This window comes from Brevundimonas sp. Leaf280, from assembly GCF_001422455.1.
Taxonomy (GTDB): domain Bacteria; phylum Pseudomonadota; class Alphaproteobacteria; order Caulobacterales; family Caulobacteraceae; genus Brevundimonas.
This window is the reverse complement of sequence record NZ_LMNC01000001.1, coordinates 15752-37363: the sequence shown is the minus strand read 5'-3', so window position 1 is coordinate 37363 and position 21612 is coordinate 15752. Positions and strand designations below refer to the sequence as shown.

Here is a 21612-nt window from a genome sequence, read left to right as displayed (position 1 = left end):
AAAGATATGGCGACGCCGCGCCGCGCGACAAGTCTCAGCCCAGGCTCAAATCCCGGGGCGGACGTATCCGGCGCCAGCGCGCCTCCACGAAGGCGAAGGCGCCAAAGGCCATCAGCCCCGCCGCCGTCAGCCCCAGGATCCACGATCCGCCCGGCTGGGCCTCTAGCGCATCCAGCGCCGCCGCCGTCGTCGTCACCTCGCCCGAGCGCGCATGCAGGCCCGCCAGAACCACGAACACGCCCAAGGGCAGATAGGCGAAACCTCGCGCCGCATAACCCGTCCGCGCCAGCGCCGTAGCCGTGCCGCAGAAGGCCTTGGGGCAGGCCAGGGCGTCGTCGAAGTCGTCGCGGACGGCCCTGACGATATTGCCGACGCCGACGCCCAGCACCACCAGCCCGGCCCCGATCAGCAGCACCTCGCCAAACGGCATCCCCAGCAGCATGGCCGCCTTCTCCTGGTTCTCGGCCACGCTCTCGGCCTGGGCCGCCGAGGCGTTTGTCGCCTCGCCGAACTCGTCCAGATATTCGAACACCCCCGACGCCAGCACGCCGTAGAACAGGCCGCTGACCGCCTGGCCCGCCCGCGTCGTCCAGCCCTTCAGGTCCGTCCCTTCATGGTCCGCATCGAACACCGCCTGCAACACCCGCCAGCCGACGAAGGCCAACAGGCCCAGGCCCAGCAACACCAGCCAGACCTTGCCGAACGGCTGCTCGGCTAGCCAACCCGCCGCCCCGCTAGTCCCCACCGCATCGCCGATCCGATCCGTCGCCGCCAGCAGCGTCAGCGCTCCCGCCGACAGGTAAACGAAGCCTCGCGCCCCATAGCCGACCCGCGCCGCCCATTCGATCAGGGTTGCCAGCGGCGGCAGGCGAAGGGTCTTGGCGGCGTTCATGATGTCTCCCACTTCAGGCCGCCCTAACGCCCCGGCCGAGGCAAAGGCTCCGCTTGTCACTGTGTCGACATCCGACAGACGCCGGCGGGCGTATGCCGCTACGGTTCGCATCGTTGGGAGCCGTTCGATTGAACATCTACGAGTTTCACTTCTTCGACGAGGCGGATCGCCGTCCGCTGCTCGACTTCTTCGACGGCGCCGACGACGCCGCGGCGCTGGAAGCTGCGCGGTCGCAGCTGGCGCGCCATGCCTCCTGCGCAGGTGTCGAAGTGCTGGAAGCCGGGCGTGTGGTCGGCCGCGTCACCCGCTGAGCCTCGGCCGCGCTCTGCCCGATCGCGTACACAACGCGGTAAAGACACGACTTTTCCCCAGAAAGCCGCGTGACATATAGCAACGCTGTGTCGAGTTTCGACAGACGCCGCGCTCAGATCGCCTTATGCGCGAACTCATGAACCGCCTTTCGCCTGGCAACCGATTGATCCAAGGGCTGAACCCCGACGATCGCGACGCTCTCCTCGCCATCGCCACGCCGGTGGAATTCGCGCTGGGCCATGTGTTCAGCGAGCCTGACGACGCTATCGAACATCTGCATTTCATCGACAGCGGCTTCTGCTCCTCGGTCGCGGTGCTGGAGGACGGCCGCACCGTAGAGACTGTCATGATCGGGCGCGAAGGCGTGCTGGGCGTCGTCGCCTCGGTCGTGCCGCACCATGCCCACACCCGCAGCGTGGCCCAGGTCGCCGGGACGGCGCGCCGGGTGGACGCCGCCAAGTTCCGCGCCCTGTCGGCTCAACGGCCGGGCGTTCGTGACGCCGTCGCCGAATACATGGCCCGACTTCAGGGCGAGTTGGAGCAGTCGGCCGCTTGCAACGCTCTGCACCACGCCGGGCAGCGGTTCGCCAAATGGCTGCTGCGCTGCCATGACCGGGTCGAGGGCGACACCCTGAACCTGACGCAGGAGTATCTCGCCTCCATGCTGGGCTCACAGCGGACCACGGTGAACGAGGCGGCGCAGGGGCTTCAGAAGGCGGGAGCCATCGCCTATTCGCGCGGCCGGATCACGGTGCTGGATCGCGCCGCCTTGGAACGGGCGGCCTGCGAATGCTACCGCCGGGGCGACGACCGGCAGCCCTAATCGACCTGGGCGGCCGGCAGTTCGAGCACCGCCTTCAACCCACCCATGTCGCTGTCCGACAGCATGAGCCGCCCTCCATAGGCGCGCGTCAGGTCGTCCACGATCGACAGGCCCAGGCCCGACCCTGGCGCGCTCTCGTCCAGCCGCGCGCCGCGCTGCATGACGGTGTCGCGCTGATCGGCCGGCAGGCCCGCGCCGTCGTCCTCGACCACCAGGATCATCTGGCCCAGGCCGCTGCCGCCCGCGGAGACGCGCACCCGACGCCTGGAGAACTTGGCGGCGTTTTCGATCAGATTGCCCAGGATTTCCTGCAAATCCTGACGCTCGCCCAGGAAGGACAGGCTGTCGGGCGCGCGCCAGTCGATCTCGACGTTCTTGTCTCGGAACACCTGTTCGATCATCACCGCCAGCTCGTCCAGCACCTCGGCGACGGGCGTCGTCTCGCCCAGACCGTGGGCGGCGCGGGCGGCGGCGCGGGCGCGGCGCAGGTGGTGATCGACCTGGCCCTGCATGATCTTGGTCTGGCGCCGCACCAGTTCGGGCAGATCGCCCTCGCTCGTCCCCGCCTCGGCCAGCATGACGGAGATCGGCGTCTTCAGCGCATGGGCCAGGTTGCCGACGTGGGTGCGCTGTCGATCCACGACCTCCTGATTGTGATCCAGCAGGCGGTTCACCTGCTCGGCCAGCGGCTGGATTTCCTGAGGATAGGAGCGGCCGATCCGGGCGGACTTGCCCTTGCGCACATCCGCGATTTCGTTGCGCAGGTCGAACAGGGGACGCAGGCCGATGCGAACCTGGATGAAGACCGCCGACACCAGTCCCAGCCCTAGGATCAGGAAGGCGATCCAGGTTACGCCCGCGAACTGGCGCGTGTCCGCGTCGACGTCGGAGCGATCCAGCGCGGCGATGAAGATGACCGGATGTTCGTGCCGGGGAATGGACTTCATGCTGGCGGCGACGCGCAGCGGTTCGCGCGTCTCGGCGTCGTCCTTGGGCCCGGTGGTGTTGAAGGTGATGACGTCGCCGAAGGCCGCATCCAATCGCGCAGGCAGGTCGGCGGGAAGGGCCAGATCATAGCGCCACAGCGAGGTCGAACGCGCCAGGCTGACCAACTGACCATTGGGGCGAACCTCCATGATCTGCCAGTATTTGCCCGACAGCAGCCGCAGAGTTCTGGCGTCCTGGATCTGCGGAATGGCCTCGCCTTGCGGCGTGCGACTGGCGCCGACCACGATCTCGTCGATCGTCTCGTTCAGCATGGCTCCCAGACGCCGCAGCGCGGATTCCTGAAACGCCTGGGTCAGCACCAGCGCTGAAATGACCAGAGCGACCACGATCCAGGCCGAGGCCAGCCAGATCAGCCGGCGCGTCAGGGAGCGACCGGGGCGACCGAACCAGCGGCCCCAGTCGTGGAGCGCGTCGGCGTTGGGTTTCGAAGCCGTCGCCTCGGTCACGCCGGGTCGGATTCGCCCGCCAGCGGCGTCAGCCGATAGCCGAGGCCGCGCACGGTCTCGATCCGGTCCGATCCGACCTTCTTGCGCACCCGGCCGATGAAGACCTCGATGGTGTTGGAATCCCGGTCGAAGTCCTGATCATACAGATGTTCGACCAGTTCGGTGCGGCTGATGACCCGACCCTGATGCATCATCATATAGTGCAACAGCCGGTATTCCAGCGAGGTCAGGCGCAGGGGCTCGCCATTGACGCTGGCCCGCGCCGCGCGGGGATCCAGCCGCAAGCCGCCGCACGACAGGGTCGCAGAGGCGATGCCCGCCGAGCGGCGCAGCAGCGCCCGCAGACGCGCCAGCAGTTCTTCGGTGTGGAAGGGCTTGGTCAGATAGTCGTCGGCGCCGGCGTCGAAGCCCGCCACCTTGTCCGACCAGGCGCCGCGCGCCGTCAGGATCAAAACCGGCGTCGTCTTGCCCTCTCGCCGCCAGCGCTCCAGCACCGACACGCCGTCGATCTTGGGCAGGCCCAGATCAAGGACGATGACGTCATAAGGCTCGTTCTCACCCAGATAATGGGCTTCCTCGCCGTCCGGCGCATGGTCCACGGCATAGCCCGCGTCGCCCAGCGCCGCCTTAAGCTGACGCGACAGATCCGCGTCGTCCTCGACCAGAAGCACGCGCATCAGTTCGGCCTGCGACGTTGATTGTTGTTTTCGGGACGCGCCTGTCCGGTCTGGCCGTCGACCACGACCTCACGCACGCGTCCGTCGCGTTCGACCAGGACGGAATAGTTGCCGTCGCGGCGCGGTTGGGTGTCGATGGGGCGACCGCCGCCGGCCTCGCCGCCACGACGACGGGCCTCGTCGGGACTGACGCGCGGACCACGGTCCTGCGAGCGCTGGTCCTGATCGCGCGACTGGGCCTGCGCCGACGTCGTCATGACGGGCGCAAAGGCCAGACCGAGAGCCAGGGCCAGGGCCGGAGGGGCGATCAGGAGAGGGGCGGGTTTACGAAACATGGCGACCGATCTAGTCCCGATCATCTGAACGGGCGCTGAATACGTCGTATAGTTTAAAGCGAACGCTGCTCCAAACCGGAGACCAAATCAGAAGACGGCGGTGTGACGTCTTTTTCATCCAGATGAACCGAACCTGATCGATCCTGTTCAGAACCGGCTCAGTCGCCGGGTGCTCAAATCGCCTCATCGCTGGTCACCCCGACCGGCAGAACATTTGAGGAGATCGCCATGCGCAAGCTCATCGTCCCCGCCATCGCCCTGGCCGCCGCCTCGGTCGCCGCGCCGTCCTTCGCCCAATCCTACCACCGCCCGGCCCCGCCCCATCACGCCAGCTATGGCTCGTGGCAGTCGATCAACGCCCGCCAGGCCAACCTGGATCGCCGCATCGATCAGGGCGTCCGCAACGGCCAGCTGAGCCGCCGCGAAGCCACCCGTTTGCGCGGAGAATTCAACGGCCTGCTGCGTCTGGAGGCCAACTACCGCCGCGGCGGCCTGACCGCCTGGGAACGCCAGGACCTGGACCGTCGCTTCGACCGCCTGTCGGCCCAGATCCGCTACGAACGCCGCGATTACGACAACCGTCGCGGCTGATCTTTCCAGCCGTTCGAGGATGGGCGCAGCCGGAAGGCTGCGCCCTTTTTCGCGTCCGCACTGACAGTCCGTCAGACGGCCTTGGCCCGGGGCGATCGGGGCGTTAGCGTGTCTGATCGTTTGCCGGAGCCTGCCCATGTCCCTTCGTCTGTCGCGCCGCACCCTGTTCGCTTCCGGAGGCGCGGCGGCGCTGGCGGCGGGGCCAGTGTTCGCCCAGAACACGCCGGCGAACGATGATGCGTCGCTGGCGGCGGCGGTGGACGCCTATGTGGCCAAGTGCATGGCGGCCTGGCCGGATCAGCCGGCGCTGGGCGTCGCAGTGGTCAAGGACGGGGCGACCGTTCTGGCGCGCGGTTATGGCGTCAAGGTTCAGGGCAAGCCGGCGCGGGCCGATGAGCACACCTTGTTCGCCATCGCCTCCAACACCAAGAACGTCACCGCCGCCGCCCTGGCCATCCTGGTCGACGAGGGCAAGGTGAAGTGGGACGAGCCGGTTCGGACCTATCTGCCCGGCTTCACCCTGTCCGATCCCTATATCGGCGAACACGTCACGGTGCGCGATACGCTGAGCCACAGGGCCGGGTTCGGCCTGGGCGCCGGCGACCTGCTGTTCTGGCCCAACTCGGACCGGACCCGAGCGGAAGTGCTGGCCCAGGCCGCCTTCGTGCCGATCGAGGACGGATTCCGGGCGCGCTATCACTACTGCAACCTGATGTTCGTGGTCGCGGGCGCGGTGCTGGAGGCCGTGTCGGGCCTGAGCTGGGAGGCCTTCATTCAGACGCGTATCCTGGACAAGGTTGGGATGACCGAGACCGTGCCGCTGGCGCGTCTGGCGGATGCGTCCAAGTCCGCCCTGCCCCACGGCCGGGTTGGGCCGCCGCTGCGCTATCAGGGGGCGATGACGCCGATCGCCAAGTCCATCGTCGAGGTGTGGAACTGGGACTCCGCTGCAGCGGCGGGGGGCATCTGCACCACCCCGACCGATTGGGCCAAATGGATCGCCGTGCGGCTGAACGACGGCAAGCTGGCGGACGGGACGCGGCTGTATTCCGAAGATGCGGCGCGCGAGATGTATCGCCCCAACATCATCGTCGGCTCGTCGGCCGGACCGACGGCGGAACTGCCCAACCGCTCCATCGCCTCGACCTACGCCATGGGGCTGCAGGTTCAGGACTATCGCGGCGAGCGGATCGCCAGCCACGGCGGCGGCTCGCCCGGCGGCATTTCCGCCACGGTGCTGATCCCGGGCCGCAAGACCGGCTTCAGCGTCTTCTCCAACGCCGAAGAAAGCTTCCTGCTGCGCGCCTTGCGGTCCGGCATCACCGACATCTGCATGGGCAAGGTCGACGTCGACTGGATCACGGACTCCAAGAAGCTGGAGGCCGAGGGCAATGCGAAATCCATCGCCGCCGCAGCCGAAATCGACGCCAAACAGGCGGCCGGCGCGCGTCCGTCCATGCCGCTGGAATCCTACGCCGGCACCTGGCGCGATCCGTGGTACGGCGACATCGTCATTGCGCCCAAGACCGAGGGCCGCGGTCGCAATCGCAAGAGCGGCCTGTGGCTGAGCTTCACCCACACGCCCGCGCTGCAAGGCTGGCTGGAGCCGTATGACGGCGAGACCTTCCGCACCCGTTTCCCGGACAAGCGCGAGGAGGACGCCTTCGTCACCTTTTCGATCCTGACGGCCAAACCGGCGACGGCGACGGTGAAGGGGGTCAGCCCCGACATCGACTTCAGCTACGACTATCAGGACCTGAGACTGACGCGCGTGTGACCTGGGACGACCCTGTGACCCAGGGTCGCAAACCGGAACGGCCCTGGCGTCCTGACGCTGTCTCCCCATCAATCGAAAGGGAGACCGTCATGTCCAAGACCCCAAACCCGCGCGCGCTGGATCGCGACGAGGCGGATATGGTCGAACAGACGAAGGCGTTGGCCGAGCGTTCGCCGGCGGAACTGCGCGACCTGATCGGGCGGCTGCGCGGGCGGCGTGACCGGGTGCAGCGTCAGATCCGAGGACGCGTTCGTGCGGGAGAGAGCGGTCCGGATGCCGGCGCGCGCGAGAAGAAGGCGCTGCTGACCGAGGCCATCGCCCGCGTCGCCGATGAGATGGACCTGCGTAAATCCGGCCCTAAATCCGGCGGGGCGTCCGCGACGGCGACCGACAATCTGCGCGATGCCGTCCGTCGCAAGGCCGAAAGCCCGACCTGGACCGGGCCGGACGATCGCACCGCCGATCTGGGACCCAGCGAAACGCCGAACACCAAGATCGCCCCGTCAGGCGCGCTTCACGCCGAGGGCATGCGCGCCGCGATCGCCCGCTCGACCGGCGCGCGCTAGCCGGTGATCTCAAGCAGCTCCAGCTTGGCTTCCTGCTTGGGCCACGGCAGGACCAGGCGCCAGCGGTTCTGCCCTATGCGTTCGATGACGCCGACCTGATCGCGTTCGGCCTTGTCGCCATAGGCGGGGAAGGTCTTCTCGTCGGCGCCCCCCGATCCACCTAGGGCCTGGGCGCCGACATAGACGGCGCGGCGGTCGGTGTCGGGATAGATCAGGCCGCGCGTGCGCTGCGATCCCGTCGTCTTGGTCAGGACTAGGTCGCCGCCGGGCGTCAGCTCGACCGAACAGGCGAACCAGGGATATTCGACATAGGCCAATCCCTGGCCCTCCACACGGCGGCCCATCTTGATGGTGCGGCAGCGATAGGTTCCGGGGCCGGGTTGGATGCGGCCCGTCTGGGCGGCGTTTGGGTCGGCGAGCGGCCCCAGAGCCTCCACCTGACGCGAGAAGCCGCCGTCCTCGGCCTCGGCGCGGGCCATGCGCCAGGCCTGATCCAGCCGGCCAAGCAGGCTGGCGTCGGCGGCCTTGACGACCTGACGCCAGGAGTCGGTTCCGCCCTGCATCCCCTCGTCGGGAGCGGCTGCGGACTGCGGCGTCGCCGTCGCCTCAGATGCGGCCTGGGCCGGCACGCCGGGCGCGGGCGTCGTGACGGCGGGCGTGGCCTCGGTCGGGGCGGGACTGTTGTCGCCACAGGCCGCCAGGGCCGTCGTGGTCATCAGGGCCAGAACGGCCAGAGGGGTGCGGCGCATCAGCGTCTCCATCGGTTGCCCTGACCGAACGTGACAGGGCGCCCGAGGTTCAGCCTAACCTTAGCCGCGCGGCGCCGGGACCAGCTCGATCAGGTCCAGATTGGATTCGGTGTTGGGCCACGGCAGGACCAGGCGCCAGCGCGCCTCGCCGATGCGTTGCAAGATGGCGACCAGATCGCGGTCGGGGTTGCGGCCATAGGTGTTGGCGGCCGGCTCCTGCGCCAGGGCCAGCGAGCCGAGCATCACCATATGGCGGTCGTCTTCGGGAAAGAGCAGGCCGGAGGGGCGCTGCGAGCCGGTAAGCTTGGAGAACTTCAGGCCTTTCGGCGTCTGTTCGATGCGGCAGGCGAACCATCCGTAGACGACATAGCCCAGACCGTCCTCACCGCCTTGGGTGCCCAGTTTGACGGTGCGGCAGCGATAGTCGCCGGGCGGCGGGGAGACGCCGGGCCGGGCGGCCTTGGGGTCGATCAGATCGCCCAGGCTGTTCAGGTCGCCGGAGCCGCGCTGACGCTTGGCCTGTTGCAGGGCCAGGGTCCAGGCGGCGTCGACGCGGCGGTAACGGTCCCGGTCGCCGGCCGTGATGACGCCGCGCCAGTCCATCAGCGCGCCCGATGCGCCGGACGGCGGCGGGGGTGGCGGCGGCGGGGTCGAGGCGCAGGCGGCGACGGCGCACAGGACGGCCAGCGGCGCCAGGCGACGCGCGAGCGAGCGGAACGAGACGAAACGGGACATCGACGCTTCCCTTGGGGCGACCAGGCGAACTTAAGCCTCTTAGGCCCTCTCGCGACCGTCGGCGTCAACCTCCGGGCCGCCCAGCGCCGTATTCAGCGCAGCCGGCAGGGCCGCCAGATCCAGCGGCTTGGCCAGCCAAGCGTCGAAGCCGGCCGCGCGGCCGCGCGCCCGGTCCGGCGCCGATACGGCCGCCGTCAGCGCCAGGACCGGCACGTGACGCGTCAGGGGATCGACGTCCAGTCGCGCCTTGACCTCATAGCCGTCCATGTCCGGCAGGCCGATGTCGAGCAGGATGACGTCGGGTCTGAGCGCACGCGCCAGATCCAGCCCCTCCGGTCCCGTCGTCGCGGCGTGCAGCGTCAGGCCCAGTCCGCTCGCCGCCTGGCGCATCAGGGCGATGTTGGCGGGATTGTCCTCGATATAGAGCACCACCGCCTGACGCGATGACGCCAGACCCGGCGCGTGGGCTGCCGGCAAACTCAGCGAAAAGATCGTGCCCGCACCGGGGTCGCGCGCCATGGTCAGGGCGCCGCCCATCCGCTCGGTCAGCCGCTGGACCGAGGCGACGCCAAGGGCGGTGCCGCCTCTGGCGTCGCGACCATCCAACGGGCGGAAAGGTCGGTCGTCGCCCGCACCGACGGGGATCATGCCGGCGTCATGGATGGCGATGACGATCCGGTCCTCAGCGCGCGACATCTCCATGCGCACCGTGCCTCCGCCGGGCGAATGGCGCAGGGCGTTCTCGACCAAGCGGCGCAGGATGCGGCGGATCTGGCCCGGATCGGCCATGACGCACAGGCCGTGGGCGGGCGGCGGACAGGCCAGCGTCACCCCCGCCTCTCGCGCCTGCGCCTCCAGCCCATCGCAGACCTGGCGCAGCGCCAGACGCAGATCGACGCGGTGCAGCGAAGGCGAACCGCCGCCGTCACCGCCGGTCATGAAGGCTTCGGTTTCCTCAATCAGGGCCAGCAAGACACCGGCCGCGGACTCGATCTGACGTACGGACTGTGCCTGGCGCGCGGTCAGGGGATCGGCCTGGTCGTCGGCGCGCAGCAACTGGGCGAAGCCCATGATCGTGGTCAGGGGACTACGCAGTTCGCGCCCGAGGGCCTGCATGATCTCGCCCCGCGTCCGAAGCTCGGCGGTCAGACGGTCGACCTCGCCCTCGGTCGTCGTCAGGGCGCGGCGCAGGCCTTGGGTCTGCTGGGCGATGCGGGCTTCGAGCCGGGCGTTCTCACGACGCAGGCGCTCGGCGACCCCGTGCGCCTGACGCCAGAGCCAGATCCCCGCGCAGGTTCCCGCCAGCGCCAGGGACAAGACAAGCAAGACGAAATCCATGACGCCCCTCCGACGCGCCATATTGACGCGCTAAAGTTGCATTCAGGTAAACGTGCCCGCTTGGGTTGTTATCAGTCTTCGCTGGCTGCGGCCGCTTCGGGCTTGCGACGCGGCGCACGGCGACGCGGGGCCGCCTCGCCTTCGGCTTGCTCGGCCGGGGCCGACGACACCGGCGCGCGGGTCAAAAAGCCCGGCAGGGCGGTCGGGGCGTCGCCCTCGTCCGCAGCGACAGCGGCGGCGGCGCGGCGCGGTCGGCGTGCAGGCCGTTCATCGGCGGTCGGCGCCTCGACGCTCGGGGCTTCACCGACAGGCGCATTGACGGGCGTCTCGGCGACGGGCGCTTCGCTGACGGCTTCGGCGCGGTCGGCCTCGGCGTAGGAAGGGGCGGCGCCCTCAGCGCCGTCTTGGGCGCCGTCCTGATTGTCGAAGCGGCGATTGCGTTCCTCGCGGCGACGCTCCCAGCGTTCGCGGCGGCTTTCGCGACGACCGCCGCCCTCGCCCTCGGCGCGGACCTCGTCGCCCTCGCGCGGCTCGCGGAGTTCGCGCGGCTGCTGGCTGTCGCGGTTCTGGTCACGGTCACGATCACGGTTCTGATCGCGATCGCGGTCGCGGTTGTCACGGTCCCGGTCGCGATTGTAGTCGCGGTCGCGGTTCTGATCACGGTTCTGGTTCTGCTCGGCGCGCTCTGCAGCCTCCGCGGCCTGACGGTCGGCGGCCTGCTGGGCGGCGACGAAGGCGGCGGCCTGAGCGCCGGATTCGTCCTCGAAGTCGATGTCGAAGCCCTGGTTGGACTGTTCGCGCGCGGCGATGTCCGAGAAGGACCGCTGCGGCTGGAGCGCGCGCAGGACGCGGTAGTAGTGTTCGGCGTGCTGCTGATAGTTTTCGGCCAGCACGCGGTCGCCGCTGGAGGCCGCATCGCGGGCCAGCTGCTGATAGCGCTCATACACCGTCTGGGCGTTGCCCCGGACCTTGATGTTCTCGGGGCCTTGCGAATCCCACGAACGATTCGGATTGGCGTTGTTGGCGTTATTGGCGCCCGCCTTGTTCCGATTGCGTCCGCGCTGACGCTTCATGCCCTTGAAATCTCTCATTCGCGCTACCGTGTGCAGGGGCGGACCAAAGCCTGAAGGCCGGTTCCGTCCGTTTCGTGGTTCCGTCTCGCTCGGGGCCGATCCCCGATTGTCGAACTGTCGGAATGCCTTGTCGCCCGCATGGTGCGCCGGTCCTTTCGGGACCGACCGTCATGGCCGGCTCAAGCCGCGAACAGCCGGGTATGCGCCCGTAAAGCTGCGATTGAGTGGGAGACGGCAGAGACTTAACCCGAGTGGGCGGCCTTTCCAAGCGATATTCGTCAATGCGTCGCACCGAACCCTGCACAGCGCCGCTTTGCCAAGCCCGCCGGCTGGGCTAGGCATGACCTTTGAGACGACGACGAGGCTATCCCATGCGCGTGCTGGTTCTGGGCGGCGACGGTTTTTGCGGCTGGCCCACGGCCCTGCATCTGTCGGCCGAAGGGTGGGACGTGACCATCGTCGACAACCTGAGCCGTCGCAACATCGACAACGAGCTGGAGGTCCAGTCCCTGACGCCGATCCGCACGATGGGCGAGCGGATCAAGGCGTGGAAAGACGTGTCCGGCCGCGACATCGGCTTCGTCAACATGACCGTGGGCAAGGAGTTCGACCGCCTGGTCGCCCTGATCCGCGACTACGCGCCCGACAGCGTGGTGCATTTCGCCGAGCAGCGGGCCGCCCCCTATTCGATGAAGTCGGCGCGGCACAAGCTGTACACCGTCGACAACAACATCAACGCCACCAACCATCTGCTGGCCGCCATCGTCGAAAGCGGCCTGGACGTCCACCTGGCGCACCTGGGGACGATGGGGGTCTATGGCTACGGCACCGCAGGCCTGCGCATCCCCGAGGGCTATCTGAAGGTGACGGTGGATACCGACAACGGCCCCGCCGAGCAGGAAATCCTGTTCCCGCCCAATCCGGGCAGCATCTATCACATGACCAAGACGCAGGACGCCCTGCTGTTCCAGTTCTATGCCCGCAATGACAATCTGCGCATCACCGACCTGCACCAGGGCATCGTCTGGGGCACCCAGACCGAACAGACCAAACAGGACGAACGACTGATCAACCGCTTCGATTATGACGGCGATTACGGCACGGTGCTGAACCGCTTTCTGATGCAGGCGGCGGTGGGCTATCCGCTGACCGTGCATGGGTCGGGCGGCCAGACGCGGGCCTTCATCCATATTCAGGACACGGTGCGCTGCGTCGAACTGGCGCTAAAGAACCCGCCCAAGCGCGGCGAGCGGGTCAAGATCCTCAACCAGATGACCGAGAGCCGGCGCGTGCGCGACCTGGCGGCCATGATCGCCGACAAGACCGGCGCCGAGATCCATAACGTCGCCAACCCGCGCCAGGAGGCCGACGAGAACGACCTGGTCGTCGCCAACGACCAGTTCCGGGATCTAGGGTTGAAGCCGATCACCCTGGCGCAGGGTCTGATGGACGAGGTTACGGACATCGCCCGCCGCTATGCCGACCGGGCCGATCTGGGTCGGGTGCCGTGCGTCTCCGCCTGGAACCAACGCCGGGCGGAGGCGCTGGAAAATGAGGCGCGACCGGCAGCCGACGCGCCTTCCCAAGTTCTGACGGCCTGAGTTTCGTAATGCCTATCGCCTCCCCTCCCCTCGATCTACTGGTCTTCGGCGGCGGCTATCTGGGGCGGGCGACGGCGCTGGAAGCCATACGGCGCGGCGGGCGGGCGACCGCCACCTCCCGCGACCCCGAGCGGCGCCGCGCCCTGGCGGCCGAGGGGATCGTCGCCATCGATCCAACGGATACCACCGCGCTGAAGACGGCGCTGGAGGCGGCGACGGCGATCCTGATCACCGCCGCGCCGGACGCCCAAGGCTGTCCCGGTCTGCGGGCCCTGGGGCCTCTTGCGGGCGACGCGTGGCCCGACTGGATCGGTTATGTCTCCTCGACCTCCGTCTATGGCGACCGGGCCGGCGGATGGGTGTTCGAGGACGGGCCGTTGAACGCCGCCAATCTGGAGGGCGCACGCCGCGTCCGCGCCGAGCGCGATTGGCTGGACGGGGCGCAAGGGATGGGGCTGACGGTCCAGATCTTCCGCCTGCCCGGTTTCTACGGGCCGGGGCGCAGCGTGGTCGAGCGGCTGAAGGAAGGCACGGCGAAGCTGGTCAGAAAGCCCGGCCAGGTCTTCAACCGCATCCATGTAGATGACATCGTCTCGGGCCTGTTCGCGTCGATGGCGCAGCCGCGACCGGGCGCCGCCTACAATCTGACTGACGACGAACCGTCGCCCGCCGATGTGGTGATGGAATGGGCGGCGGATCGGATGGGGCTGCCCCGCCCGCCCCAGGTGGACTGGACCGACGACAGCGTCAGCGAGGCGATGCGTCGCTTCTATCTGGATTCCAAGCGCGTCTCGAACGCCCTCGCCAAGGCCGAGCTGGGCTGGCGGCCCGCCTATCCCAGCTGGCGCGAAGGGCTGGCGACGCTGATGGACGCACCGCCGCCGCTCCGATTGGTGAGCTGATCCCGCGAAACGGCCACGCGCTCAAGCCGCGAGCGACCGCGTCGCGAGCCCAGCGCGCTTAGAAGGGCAGCAGATTGCGCTGGCGGCTATAGCTCATGGTGCCGACGTTGGCGCCCAGGCGCAGGCCGACGCCGGTGCGGATCGGGGCCAGGACGATGCCGTCTGCGCGCTGATAGTTCACGCCCAGGCCCGCGACCAGATAGGCCGAGCCCTCGATGCCGGGATAGCGGCGATAGATCATGTCGGGGTGGTACAGGCCATAGACCAGGGTGAAGACGCGGCTGGCGTTGCCGCCCCAGTCCCAACCCACCGACGCGCCCTGCCAGAACACTTCCTGAGAGGCCGACAAGTCCTTCATGTGCAGGGCGCCGCGGCCGTAGCGGGCGCCGACAACGACGGCGCCGGAGCCTTCCTCGCCCGCGATATAGGCGGTCGGGCGGTCGCCCTGGTCGGCGAAGACGCGCTCGATCGCGCCGCCCACGACCTCAGCCGCGATGCCCAGCTCGCGCGAGCCGGCCGAGACCAGTTCATCGAAGCTGTAGGCCTGGGCCGTCTGGTCCGAGCGGATTGGATAGTTGGGATCGCGCGGCGGCGCCGAGGCGCAGGCGCCCAGCGACGAGGCGCCGGCGGCGGTGGCGAGGCCCGAAAGGATCAGTTGGCGGCGATGCATGGAGGGCGCTCCGAAAGGCGACGAGAGGACGGCCGGCTGGCGCGCCGGTCTTGGCCTCACCGTCCCCGACCTTTGCGGCAGCCTTGCGGCTTCAAGGTTAACGGGGTCTTACCGGGCGCGCCGATCAGGCCGCAGCGCGCTTTCGCCGGACCAGCAGCCAAGCCAGCCCGATCAGGACCGCCAGCATTCCAAAGGCCTTTCCAGCCGTCAAAGGATCCTCGACCACGAAGATCACGAACAGGGTCGTATTGATCGCCAGGGCGATGATCGCCGGCAGGGGATAGAGCGGCATCTTCCACGGCCGGTCCAGATTGGGCTCGCGCACCCTCAGGACGATGACGGCCGCATTCACCAGAACGCTCATCAGCGCCAGCAGCGACGTCGAGAAGGTCAGCAGGGTCTCATAGACCCCGATGGTGGCCAGCAGCCCGCCGGCCAGCACGGTCGCGATCAGGGCCAGACGCGGCGTGCCGTTGGCGGCGACCCGGGTCAGGGCCGAGATCTGATACTCGCGCGCCATGGCGAACAGGACGCGCGGGAACACCATGACCATCGCATTGATGATCGTCACCAGCGACACCAGCGAAATGGCCGTGACGATGGGACCGGCGACATCGCCGAACACCCGACCGGCCGCATCTGCCGCGACGAGGTTCGAGCCGGCCATCTCGGCCGGCGTCAGGACGTTCAGATAGGCCAGGTTGGCCAGCACATAGATCACCGTCACCACAGCGATGCCCGAGAAGGTGGCCCGCGCGATCGTCCGGCCCGGATCGACGACCTCTTCGCAGAAATAGGAGGCGCTGTTCCAGCCGTAATAGGTGCCGGAAATAGCCCGCAGGGCCATGACGATGCCGCCGAAGGTCAGGGCCGCCGCCGTCGCCGGCGCGATCTCGGTCGCCACGGGCGCGCCGCGCGGCGCCAGGAAAAGGCCGATGATCAGCACGGTGAACAGGGCCGCCTTGACCGCGCTGCCGACCTCCTGCGACCGACCGCCGACCCTGGTGCCCAGCCATTGCACGCTGCCCACCACGACCACGATCAACAGGGCGAGGACGCCGATGGGCACGCTGGTCGCGACGCCCAACCGGTGCAGATATTCGCCGAAGACCACGGCGATGAAGGCGATGCCGCCCATATTGCCCAGCCAGTCGCAGACGCCGACGGCGAGGCCGGTCAACGACCCGAAGGCGCGCCGGGCGAAGATATAGGGGCCGCCCGTCTTGCGGATCGAGGCGGCCAGTTCGACCGTCGACATGGCGTCGATCCAGGCGACCAGACCGGCGACGCACCACAGGGCGATTATGATCGTGGGGTTCTGAACCCCCTCGGCGACCACGCCGGGGGTGCGCAATATACCCTGACCGATGACGCCGCCGACCACGACGGCGACGCCGAACGTCACGCCCAGGACGCGCAGCAGATGGCCGCGATCCGGTTGGGCCGCCTCAGGTTCCGTCGTCATCGCCTATGTCCCCCGCGCCGCCCGAAAGATGGCGCTGCGCTCCCTCAAGCCCGCAGCTTGCCGCCCTGCTTTTCGACCGCTCCGACGACCTTGGCGGTCAAGGCCTCGATCTCGGCTTCGGTCAGCGTGGCTTCGCGCGGCTGGATCACGACCTCGAGGGCGACGGACTTGAAGCCCTCGTCCACGCCCTTGCCGCGATAGACGTCGAAGACGCGCACGTCGGCGATCAGGGCCTTGTCGGCGCCCGTTGCGGCCCGGACCAGATCGCCCACCGGCTTGGCGTCCTCGACCACGAAGGCGAAGTCGCGCGTCAGCGGCATGAGGGCCGACAGGTCCGCCGATCCGCGAGCCTTGCCCGACTTCCCACGCGGCTCGGGCACATTGTCCAGCACGACCTCGAAGGCCAGCATGGGGCCGTCGACGTCCAGCGCCTTCAACACGCGCGGATGCAGTTCGCCGAACTCGACCATCACATTCTTGGGCCCCAGTTGCAGCCGGGCCGAACGGCCGGGGTGCCACCAGTCGCGGTTCTGACCCTGGACCAGTTGCAACGAGGCGACCGGGGCGCCGATTTCTTCCAGCAGGGTGGTCAGGTCGCCCTTGAGCGCGAACAGACCGTCTTCGCCGGCGCCGGCCCAGTGACGGGCGGCGTGCGGGGCGACCAGACCGGCGATGACCGTGCGCTGATCCGCCGGACCGTCGCCCAGGTAGATAGGGCCGATCTCGAACATGGCGGCGTCGGCGAAACCGCGCGCGGCGTTCCGCGCCGCCGCCTGGACCAGGTTCGGCAGGGCCGACGGCCGCATGCAGTCCAGATCGGCCGCGATCGGGTTCTCGAGCACCAGCCGATCATCCCCGCCGCCGAACAGGGCCGCCGTCGATTGCTTGGTGAAGGACCAGGTGACGGCCTCCGCGTATCCCAGGGCGACCAGGGCCCGGCGCGCGGTGCGGACGCGTGCCTGGCGGGGGCTCAGCACCCCGCCGGCGGGACGGGTGGCCTCGGGCAGGGGCGTGTCGGGCAGGCTGTCGAAGCCCTCGATCCGCGCGACCTCCTCCACCAGATCGGCCGGACCTTCGACGTCGCGGCGCCAAGACGGCGGGGTGACGAGCCAGGGCTCGGACTGACCGGTCGGCGCGGCCTGAACCAGGAAGCCGAGCTGGCCCAGGATGGTCCCGATCCGGTCGTCGTCCAGATCCATGCCGCTGAGGCGCTTCACATAGGCGGGGTCGAAGGCGAAGGGAGCCGGGCTCGCCGGCGGTTCGCCGACGAAGACGATTTCCGACGGCTCGCCGCCGCACAGGTCCAGGATCAGGCGCGTCGCCAGTTCCAGTCCCGGCGTGACCGAGACCGGATCGACGCCGCGCGCGAACCGGTACTGGGCGTCGGAATGGATGCCCAGCGCACGGCCGGTCTGGGCGATGACCAGCGGGTCGAACCAGGCGCTTTCCAGGAAGACGTCCGTGGTGGTCTCGTCGCAGCCGGTCGATTCCCCGCCCATGACGCCGCCCAGGCCGATGGGGCGCTCGCCCCCGGCGTCGGCGATGACGCAGTCGGCTGCGGATGCGGCGTAGGTCTTGCTGTCCAGGGCGATCAGATGTTCGTGCTCGCCGGTCGCGGCCGAAACCTGCCCCGCCCGCACCACGATCTCGGTCCCCGACAGCTTGGCGACGTCATAGACGTGCAGCGGCCGGGCGCGGTCATAGGCGATCAGGTTGGTTACATCGACCAGACGGTTGATCGAGCGCAGGCCGATGGCCGTCAGACGCTTCTGCAGCCAGGCCGGCGACGGGCCGTTTTTGACGCCGCGAATGACGCGACCGGCGAAGACGGGGCACATCTCGGGCGCCTCCAGCCGCACGCTTATCGGCGAGGCGAAGGCCCCGCGCACCACGGCGATGTCGAAATGCTTCAGCTTGCCGACGCTGGTGGCGGCTAGATCGCGGGCGATGCCGGCGACGCCGAGCCAGTCAGGCCGGTTCGGCGTGACCTCGAAATCGATGACCGGCTCGGCGCCGAACAGGCCGGCGACCGGCGTGCCGACGGGGATTTCCGGCGGCAGTTCCTGAATGCCATCGCTCTCGTCCGACAGCTCGAGCTCGGAGGCCGAGCACAGCATGCCGTTCGACACCACGCCGCGCACCGGCTTCTCGACCAGGGTTACGCCCAGGCCCGGCACATAGGCGCCGATGGGGGCGTAGATCGTGGTCAGGCCCGCCCGCGCGTTCGGCGCGCCACAGACGATCTCCTTCATCCCATCGACCGTCTCGACCTGGCAGACCTGCAACCGGTCGGCGTTGGGATGCCGCTCGGCCGAAATAATCTTGGCCACGGTGAAGGGCGCCAGTTTGGCGGCGGGGTCGAGCACCTCCTCGACCTCCAGCCCGGCCAGGGTCATGGCCTCGGCGATCTGCTGAACATCCGCCTCGGTTTCGAGGTGGTCCTTCAGCCAGGACAGGGTGAACTTCATGCCGCCGGTCCCGCCACCGTCGGAACGGCCGCCAGCTGTTCCAAAACCGCCGCCGAGCCAGTGTACCCCACGTTATAGAACTCACACCCCACGAAGGTGCAGTTGTGCATTGGGACAGTCCCCAGCGCCTTATCGCCCATGGGCTGAAGCAGCAGGTTTTTCATTCCGCCCCGCGAGTCGCCGAAGTTGGTCTCATCGAAGGTCGTGCCAGGACCGATCAGGACGATTGCGGGGCCCTGGAGCCGGCATCCGGTGAAGGTTCGCCCGACGATAGCGCCCTGCTGCTGATGCGCGGTGTACAGGTCGTACAGGTTGATATCGACATCGACGAAATCCACCTGCGTCAGAGACTTGGCGACGCTCATGGGACGGTTGATCGGAAGCCGGCTCATGCTTGGTTCTCCCGTGCGCTGAGGAGGTCAGCCTCGATCTGCTCAAGCAGATCTGGGGCGCCGGTGAAGCCGACCTGTACGAAGCGGCAGCGGACAAAGCGGCAGTTGGACATGCCCACGACACCCGCAATCATATCGCCCATCGGCTGAAGCAGCAGCGTGCGCGGATTGGACGCCACGCCCATGTTGCAGCTGTCGAACGTCGTGCCGTTCATGACGGCCATGACCGCCGGTCCTTCGATCAGACAGTTCGTGAAGGTCTTGTCCTCGATGAACGTCTTGCCGGCGTTCATGTGGTGAACAGCCAACGACGGCAGCCACACCGCCTCCTTTTCAAAGGTCGTGCGGGCCACCAGATCTCGGCCGAACTTTTCTTCGGCCGACATCGGCGTTTCAGTTTGATCGGTCATCTTGAAACTCGTTCAGCTCAGGCCCGAGGCCGGGTTGGGGGCGGCGAAGGCCGAGAAGCCGTAGTGCGACAGCCAGCGGGTGTCGGCGTCGAACATGGGGCGCAGGTCCGGCACGCCGTATTTCAGCATGGCCAGCCGATCCACCCCCATGCCGAAGGCGAAGCCCTGATACTCGTCCGGGTCGATGCCGCAGTTCTTCAGCACATTGGGATGCACCATCCCGCAGCCCAGGATCTCCAGCCAATCGTCGCCGGTGTTGAAGACCAGTTTCCCGCCCGAACGGTCGCAGCGGATGTCCATCTCGGCCGAAGGTTCGGTGAAGGGGAAGTGGTGCGGACGGAACCGCGCCTGGACCGCGTCCAGCTCGAAGAAGCGGGCGATGAAGGTCTGAAGCGTCGTCTTCAGGTGACCCATGTGGATGTCGCGGTCGATCACCAGGCCTTCGATCTGGTGGAACATCGGCGTGTGGGTGGCGTCCGAATCCTTGCGGAAGGTGCGGCCCGGGGCGACGATGCGGATCGGCGGCTTCTGGCTCATCATGGTGCGGACCTGCACCGGGCTGGTGTGGGTGCGCAGGACCTTCCGCTCGCCCGTCTCGGGGTCCGGCTTCAGGAAGAAGGTGTCATGCATTTCCCGCGCCGGGTGTTTGGGCGGGAAGTTCAGGGCGGTGAAGTTGTGGAAGTCGTCCTCGATGTCCGGACCTTCGGCCACGGCGAAGCCCATCTCGGCGAACAGGGCGATCATCTCGTCCATCACCTGCATGGTCGGATGGACCCCGCCCTTCCTGCGCGGACGCGCCGGCAGGGTCAGGTCGATGCGTTCCGACAGCAGCCGGGCGTCCAGCTCGGCGGCTTCCAGCGCGGTCTTCTTCGCGGCGATGGCGGCGGCGACGCGGTCGCGCAGGCCGTTGATCATCGGCCCCTGTTCACGGCGTTCGTCGGGGCTCATGGCGCCCATGCCCTTCAGCAGGCCGGAGACGGAGCCGGACTTGCCCAGGGCGGCGACGCGCACCTCTTCCAGGGCGGCGACGGTTTCCGCGCCGCCGATGGCGTTGATCAGGTCGAGTTCGAGTGTGGCGAGATCGGTCATTTGCCCCGTGCCTTAGAGCATGATCGGTTCGGACGGAACCGCCTCGCGGTTCCGACAGGAGCGTGAATCATGCTCACGGGGAAAATAAAGGCCTGATTCACGGCATCAGCGAAATCGCGAAGCGATTTCCCCTCAGCCGATCAGGCCTGACGGGTGGAAGCCGTTTCGTCACCCTTCAAGGGGCGGATGCGATGGCCTGAAGGTCCGACGCTGGCGCCTTGTTGGCCGCAACGATCCAGGCGGGCGGTTCCGGCTCCCAGCGGATGGGACGGCCGTCGGTCTGCATCCAGCGGCGCAGCCACGAGATTCCGTTGGCGCGGACATAGGTGTCAGGGTGCTGATAGATCGGATCGGCCAGCGCCTCTTCCAGCGGCACGAAGCGATAGCCGCGCGCCAGATACAGGGCGTGGATCTGCGAATACCAGGTCTGGTTCAGGCTGTTGGCGTGCAGCAGCAGCACCTGCGCCGGTTCACGCCCGCCCGCCACCTCGGCGCTGTAGGGTTCGAAGAAGTCCAGCACCGTCGCCATATGCGCCACATAGGCCTGACCGATGCGCTGCATCAGCGCCTGATCGCCGATCTGCTCGGCCTTGCGATAGACGTCGGCGAACATCCAGTCGTTGTTGTCGAGGGTCACAGGCGCGATCGTATAGCCGCGCTGGGCCAGGCCGGCGGCGATGGCGTCGTGCTTTTCCTGCGTCTCGCCGGTGAACAGATAGGGGTGGCGGAACCAACGCAGGGTCTGGCCGCGCGCCTCAAGCGCCTGCCGAACGATCGGCGCCCCGGCGTCCACATCGGCCAGATAGGCCTCAACCGTCGTCGAGTGGATGTTCAGATGGGTGTTGGTGTGGTTGCCCAGGTCCAGACCAGCGTCCAGCCAGACGTTCAGCACGCGCGGCAGGATCGTGGCGCGCTCGGCCTCGCACACCTTGCCCGCGTTGACGAAGGCCACGCCGTGCGTGTCCAGCGGCTTCAGCATGGCGACGAAATCCTGGGTGATCGTCATCAGGCGCGCCGGATCGCACAGGGTCGCCGTATCCGTCTGGAACGGCAGGTCGTCGAAGGTCACGGCGACGCGTCGATCCTGCGCGGCGGCGGGAGTGATCAGGGCGAGGGCGGCAGCCAGGCCGCAGATCAGGGTGCGCATCATGCGGCGAGGCTATCGAAGTCGCGTGCGCGAGGGAATATCGCGCGCAATACGGACTTTCCATCCGCCCACGGATCGACTGTCGAAAACCCGCCGCGAAAGGTTCATGAACGGCAAAGCTGGCGTTAAATATCACCGTCTAATCA

The 21612-nt window shown here is 68.0% G+C and carries 22 protein-coding genes; 7 read left to right on the top strand and 15 right to left on the bottom strand.

Annotation, left to right across the window (positions count from 1 at the left end; all coding sequences use genetic code 11):
- Positions 1 to 34 precede the first annotated feature (34 nt).
- Positions 35 to 892: a DUF1206 domain-containing protein gene (locus tag ASF31_RS00175; protein WP_055752772.1), complete on the bottom strand. Its 858-nt coding sequence runs from the start codon at positions 890 to 892 to the stop codon at positions 35 to 37.
- 128 nt (positions 893 to 1020) lie between these two features.
- Here ASF31_RS00175 and ASF31_RS00170 point away from each other — a divergent pair, with 128 nt between their 5' ends.
- Positions 1021 to 1203, top strand: coding sequence for a hypothetical protein (locus ASF31_RS00170; RefSeq protein ID WP_055752771.1), 183 nt, complete (start codon positions 1021 to 1023; stop codon positions 1201 to 1203).
- A 137-nt stretch (positions 1204 to 1340) separates the two neighbouring features.
- Positions 1341 to 2027 (top strand): Crp/Fnr family transcriptional regulator, encoded by a 687-nt coding sequence (locus ASF31_RS00165; RefSeq protein ID WP_162233925.1) that lies wholly within the window; start codon positions 1341 to 1343, stop codon positions 2025 to 2027.
- Here ASF31_RS00165 and ASF31_RS00160 read toward each other — a convergent pair.
- From ASF31_RS00160 to ASF31_RS00150, 3 genes are read right to left on the bottom strand one after another with little or no spacing between them, the layout of a single operon-like run.
- Positions 2024 to 3481: a sensor histidine kinase gene (locus tag ASF31_RS00160; RefSeq protein ID WP_082464935.1), complete on the bottom strand. Its 1458-nt coding sequence runs from the start codon at positions 3479 to 3481 to the stop codon at positions 2024 to 2026. The two genes, ASF31_RS00165 and ASF31_RS00160, sit on opposite strands and share 4 nt — an antisense overlap.
- On the bottom strand, positions 3478 to 4158 hold the full coding sequence (locus ASF31_RS00155) for a response regulator transcription factor (protein WP_017505887.1): 681 nt from the start codon (positions 4156 to 4158) through the stop codon (positions 3478 to 3480). Before ASF31_RS00155 ends, ASF31_RS00160 begins: the two co-directional genes overlap by 4 nt.
- On the bottom strand, positions 4158 to 4493 hold the full coding sequence (locus ASF31_RS00150) for a hypothetical protein (protein WP_055752769.1): 336 nt from the start codon (positions 4491 to 4493) through the stop codon (positions 4158 to 4160). Before ASF31_RS00150 ends, ASF31_RS00155 begins: the two co-directional genes overlap by 1 nt.
- Positions 4494 to 4721: 228 nt before the next feature.
- On the opposite strand from ASF31_RS00150, the gene ASF31_RS00145 reads away from it, so the two are divergent.
- The 3 genes from ASF31_RS00145 (at position 4722) to ASF31_RS00135 (ending at position 7427) form a co-directional block, all read left to right on the top strand.
- Positions 4722 to 5084, top strand: coding sequence for a hypothetical protein (locus tag ASF31_RS00145; RefSeq protein WP_055752768.1), 363 nt, complete (start codon positions 4722 to 4724; stop codon positions 5082 to 5084).
- Positions 5085 to 5220: 136 nt separating this feature from the next.
- Complete coding sequence (locus tag ASF31_RS00140) at positions 5221 to 6861, top strand: serine hydrolase (protein WP_055752767.1); 1641 nt, start codon at positions 5221 to 5223, stop codon at positions 6859 to 6861.
- Between the two features lie 89 nt (positions 6862 to 6950).
- On the top strand, positions 6951 to 7427 hold the full coding sequence (locus ASF31_RS00135) for a hypothetical protein (protein WP_055752766.1): 477 nt from the start codon (positions 6951 to 6953) through the stop codon (positions 7425 to 7427).
- On the opposite strand, the gene ASF31_RS00130 is transcribed toward ASF31_RS00135, so the two are convergent.
- The 4 genes from ASF31_RS00130 to ASF31_RS00115 all read right to left on the bottom strand — a co-directional run bounded on the left by ASF31_RS00130 (position 7424) and on the right by ASF31_RS00115 (position 11340).
- The gene (locus tag ASF31_RS00130) at positions 7424 to 8176 is read right to left on the bottom strand and encodes a DUF4893 domain-containing protein (protein WP_200918515.1); all 753 of its coding nucleotides are present in this window, start codon (positions 8174 to 8176) and stop codon (positions 7424 to 7426) included. The two genes, ASF31_RS00135 and ASF31_RS00130, sit on opposite strands and share 4 nt — an antisense overlap.
- Positions 8177 to 8236: 60 nt before the next feature.
- Positions 8237 to 8911 carry a DUF4893 domain-containing protein gene (locus ASF31_RS00125; RefSeq protein ID WP_055752764.1) on the bottom strand — a complete coding sequence of 225 codons (675 nt, stop codon included), beginning with the start codon at positions 8909 to 8911 and terminating at the stop codon, positions 8237 to 8239.
- 39 nt (positions 8912 to 8950) lie between these two features.
- Positions 8951 to 10249 (bottom strand): hybrid sensor histidine kinase/response regulator, encoded by a 1299-nt coding sequence (locus ASF31_RS00120; RefSeq protein ID WP_055752763.1) that lies wholly within the window; start codon positions 10247 to 10249, stop codon positions 8951 to 8953.
- Between the two features lie 71 nt (positions 10250 to 10320).
- On the bottom strand, positions 10321 to 11340 hold the full coding sequence (locus tag ASF31_RS00115; protein ID WP_055752762.1) for a DUF4167 domain-containing protein: 1020 nt from the start codon (positions 11338 to 11340) through the stop codon (positions 10321 to 10323).
- A 353-nt stretch (positions 11341 to 11693) separates the two neighbouring features.
- Here ASF31_RS00115 and ASF31_RS00110 point away from each other — a divergent pair, with 353 nt between their 5' ends.
- Together ASF31_RS00110 and ASF31_RS00105 are read left to right on the top strand one after the other, a co-directional pair.
- Positions 11694 to 12923 carry an NAD-dependent epimerase/dehydratase family protein gene (locus ASF31_RS00110; protein ID WP_055752761.1) on the top strand — a complete coding sequence of 410 codons (1230 nt, stop codon included), beginning with the start codon at positions 11694 to 11696 and terminating at the stop codon, positions 12921 to 12923.
- 8 nt (positions 12924 to 12931) lie between these two features.
- Entirely contained in the window at positions 12932 to 13825 is an 894-nt protein-coding gene (locus ASF31_RS00105; protein WP_055752760.1) for an NAD(P)-dependent oxidoreductase, read from the top strand.
- A gap of 58 nt (positions 13826 to 13883) precedes the next feature.
- On the opposite strand, the gene ASF31_RS00100 is transcribed toward ASF31_RS00105, so the two are convergent.
- The 7 genes from ASF31_RS00100 to ASF31_RS00070 all read right to left on the bottom strand — a co-directional run bounded on the left by ASF31_RS00100 (position 13884) and on the right by ASF31_RS00070 (position 21469).
- Positions 13884 to 14495, bottom strand: a complete 612-nt coding sequence (locus ASF31_RS00100; RefSeq protein ID WP_017506335.1) for a DUF1134 domain-containing protein — start codon at positions 14493 to 14495, stop codon at positions 13884 to 13886.
- A 124-nt stretch (positions 14496 to 14619) separates the two neighbouring features.
- Positions 14620 to 15960, bottom strand: coding sequence for an APC family permease (locus ASF31_RS00095; RefSeq protein ID WP_055752759.1), 1341 nt, complete (start codon positions 15958 to 15960; stop codon positions 14620 to 14622).
- A gap of 44 nt (positions 15961 to 16004) precedes the next feature.
- On the bottom strand, positions 16005 to 18428 hold the full coding sequence (gene pheT / locus ASF31_RS00090) for a phenylalanine--tRNA ligase subunit beta (protein WP_055752758.1): 2424 nt from the start codon (positions 18426 to 18428) through the stop codon (positions 16005 to 16007).
- Positions 18425 to 18820, bottom strand: coding sequence for a hypothetical protein (locus ASF31_RS00085; protein WP_055752757.1), 396 nt, complete (start codon positions 18818 to 18820; stop codon positions 18425 to 18427). The genes pheT and ASF31_RS00085 overlap by 4 nt, the downstream gene beginning before the upstream one ends.
- Positions 18817 to 19230, bottom strand: a complete 414-nt coding sequence (locus ASF31_RS00080; RefSeq protein ID WP_055752756.1) for a hypothetical protein — start codon at positions 19228 to 19230, stop codon at positions 18817 to 18819. The genes ASF31_RS00085 and ASF31_RS00080 overlap by 4 nt, the downstream gene beginning before the upstream one ends.
- Positions 19231 to 19242: 12 nt before the next feature.
- A complete protein-coding gene (pheS, locus tag ASF31_RS00075; protein WP_055752755.1) occupies positions 19243 to 20319 on the bottom strand; it encodes a phenylalanine--tRNA ligase subunit alpha in 1077 nt (358 codons plus the stop codon).
- Positions 20320 to 20494: 175 nt separating this feature from the next.
- Positions 20495 to 21469, bottom strand: a complete 975-nt coding sequence (locus ASF31_RS00070; RefSeq protein ID WP_055752754.1) for a polysaccharide deacetylase family protein — start codon at positions 21467 to 21469, stop codon at positions 20495 to 20497.
- Positions 21470 to 21612 lie beyond the last annotated feature (143 nt).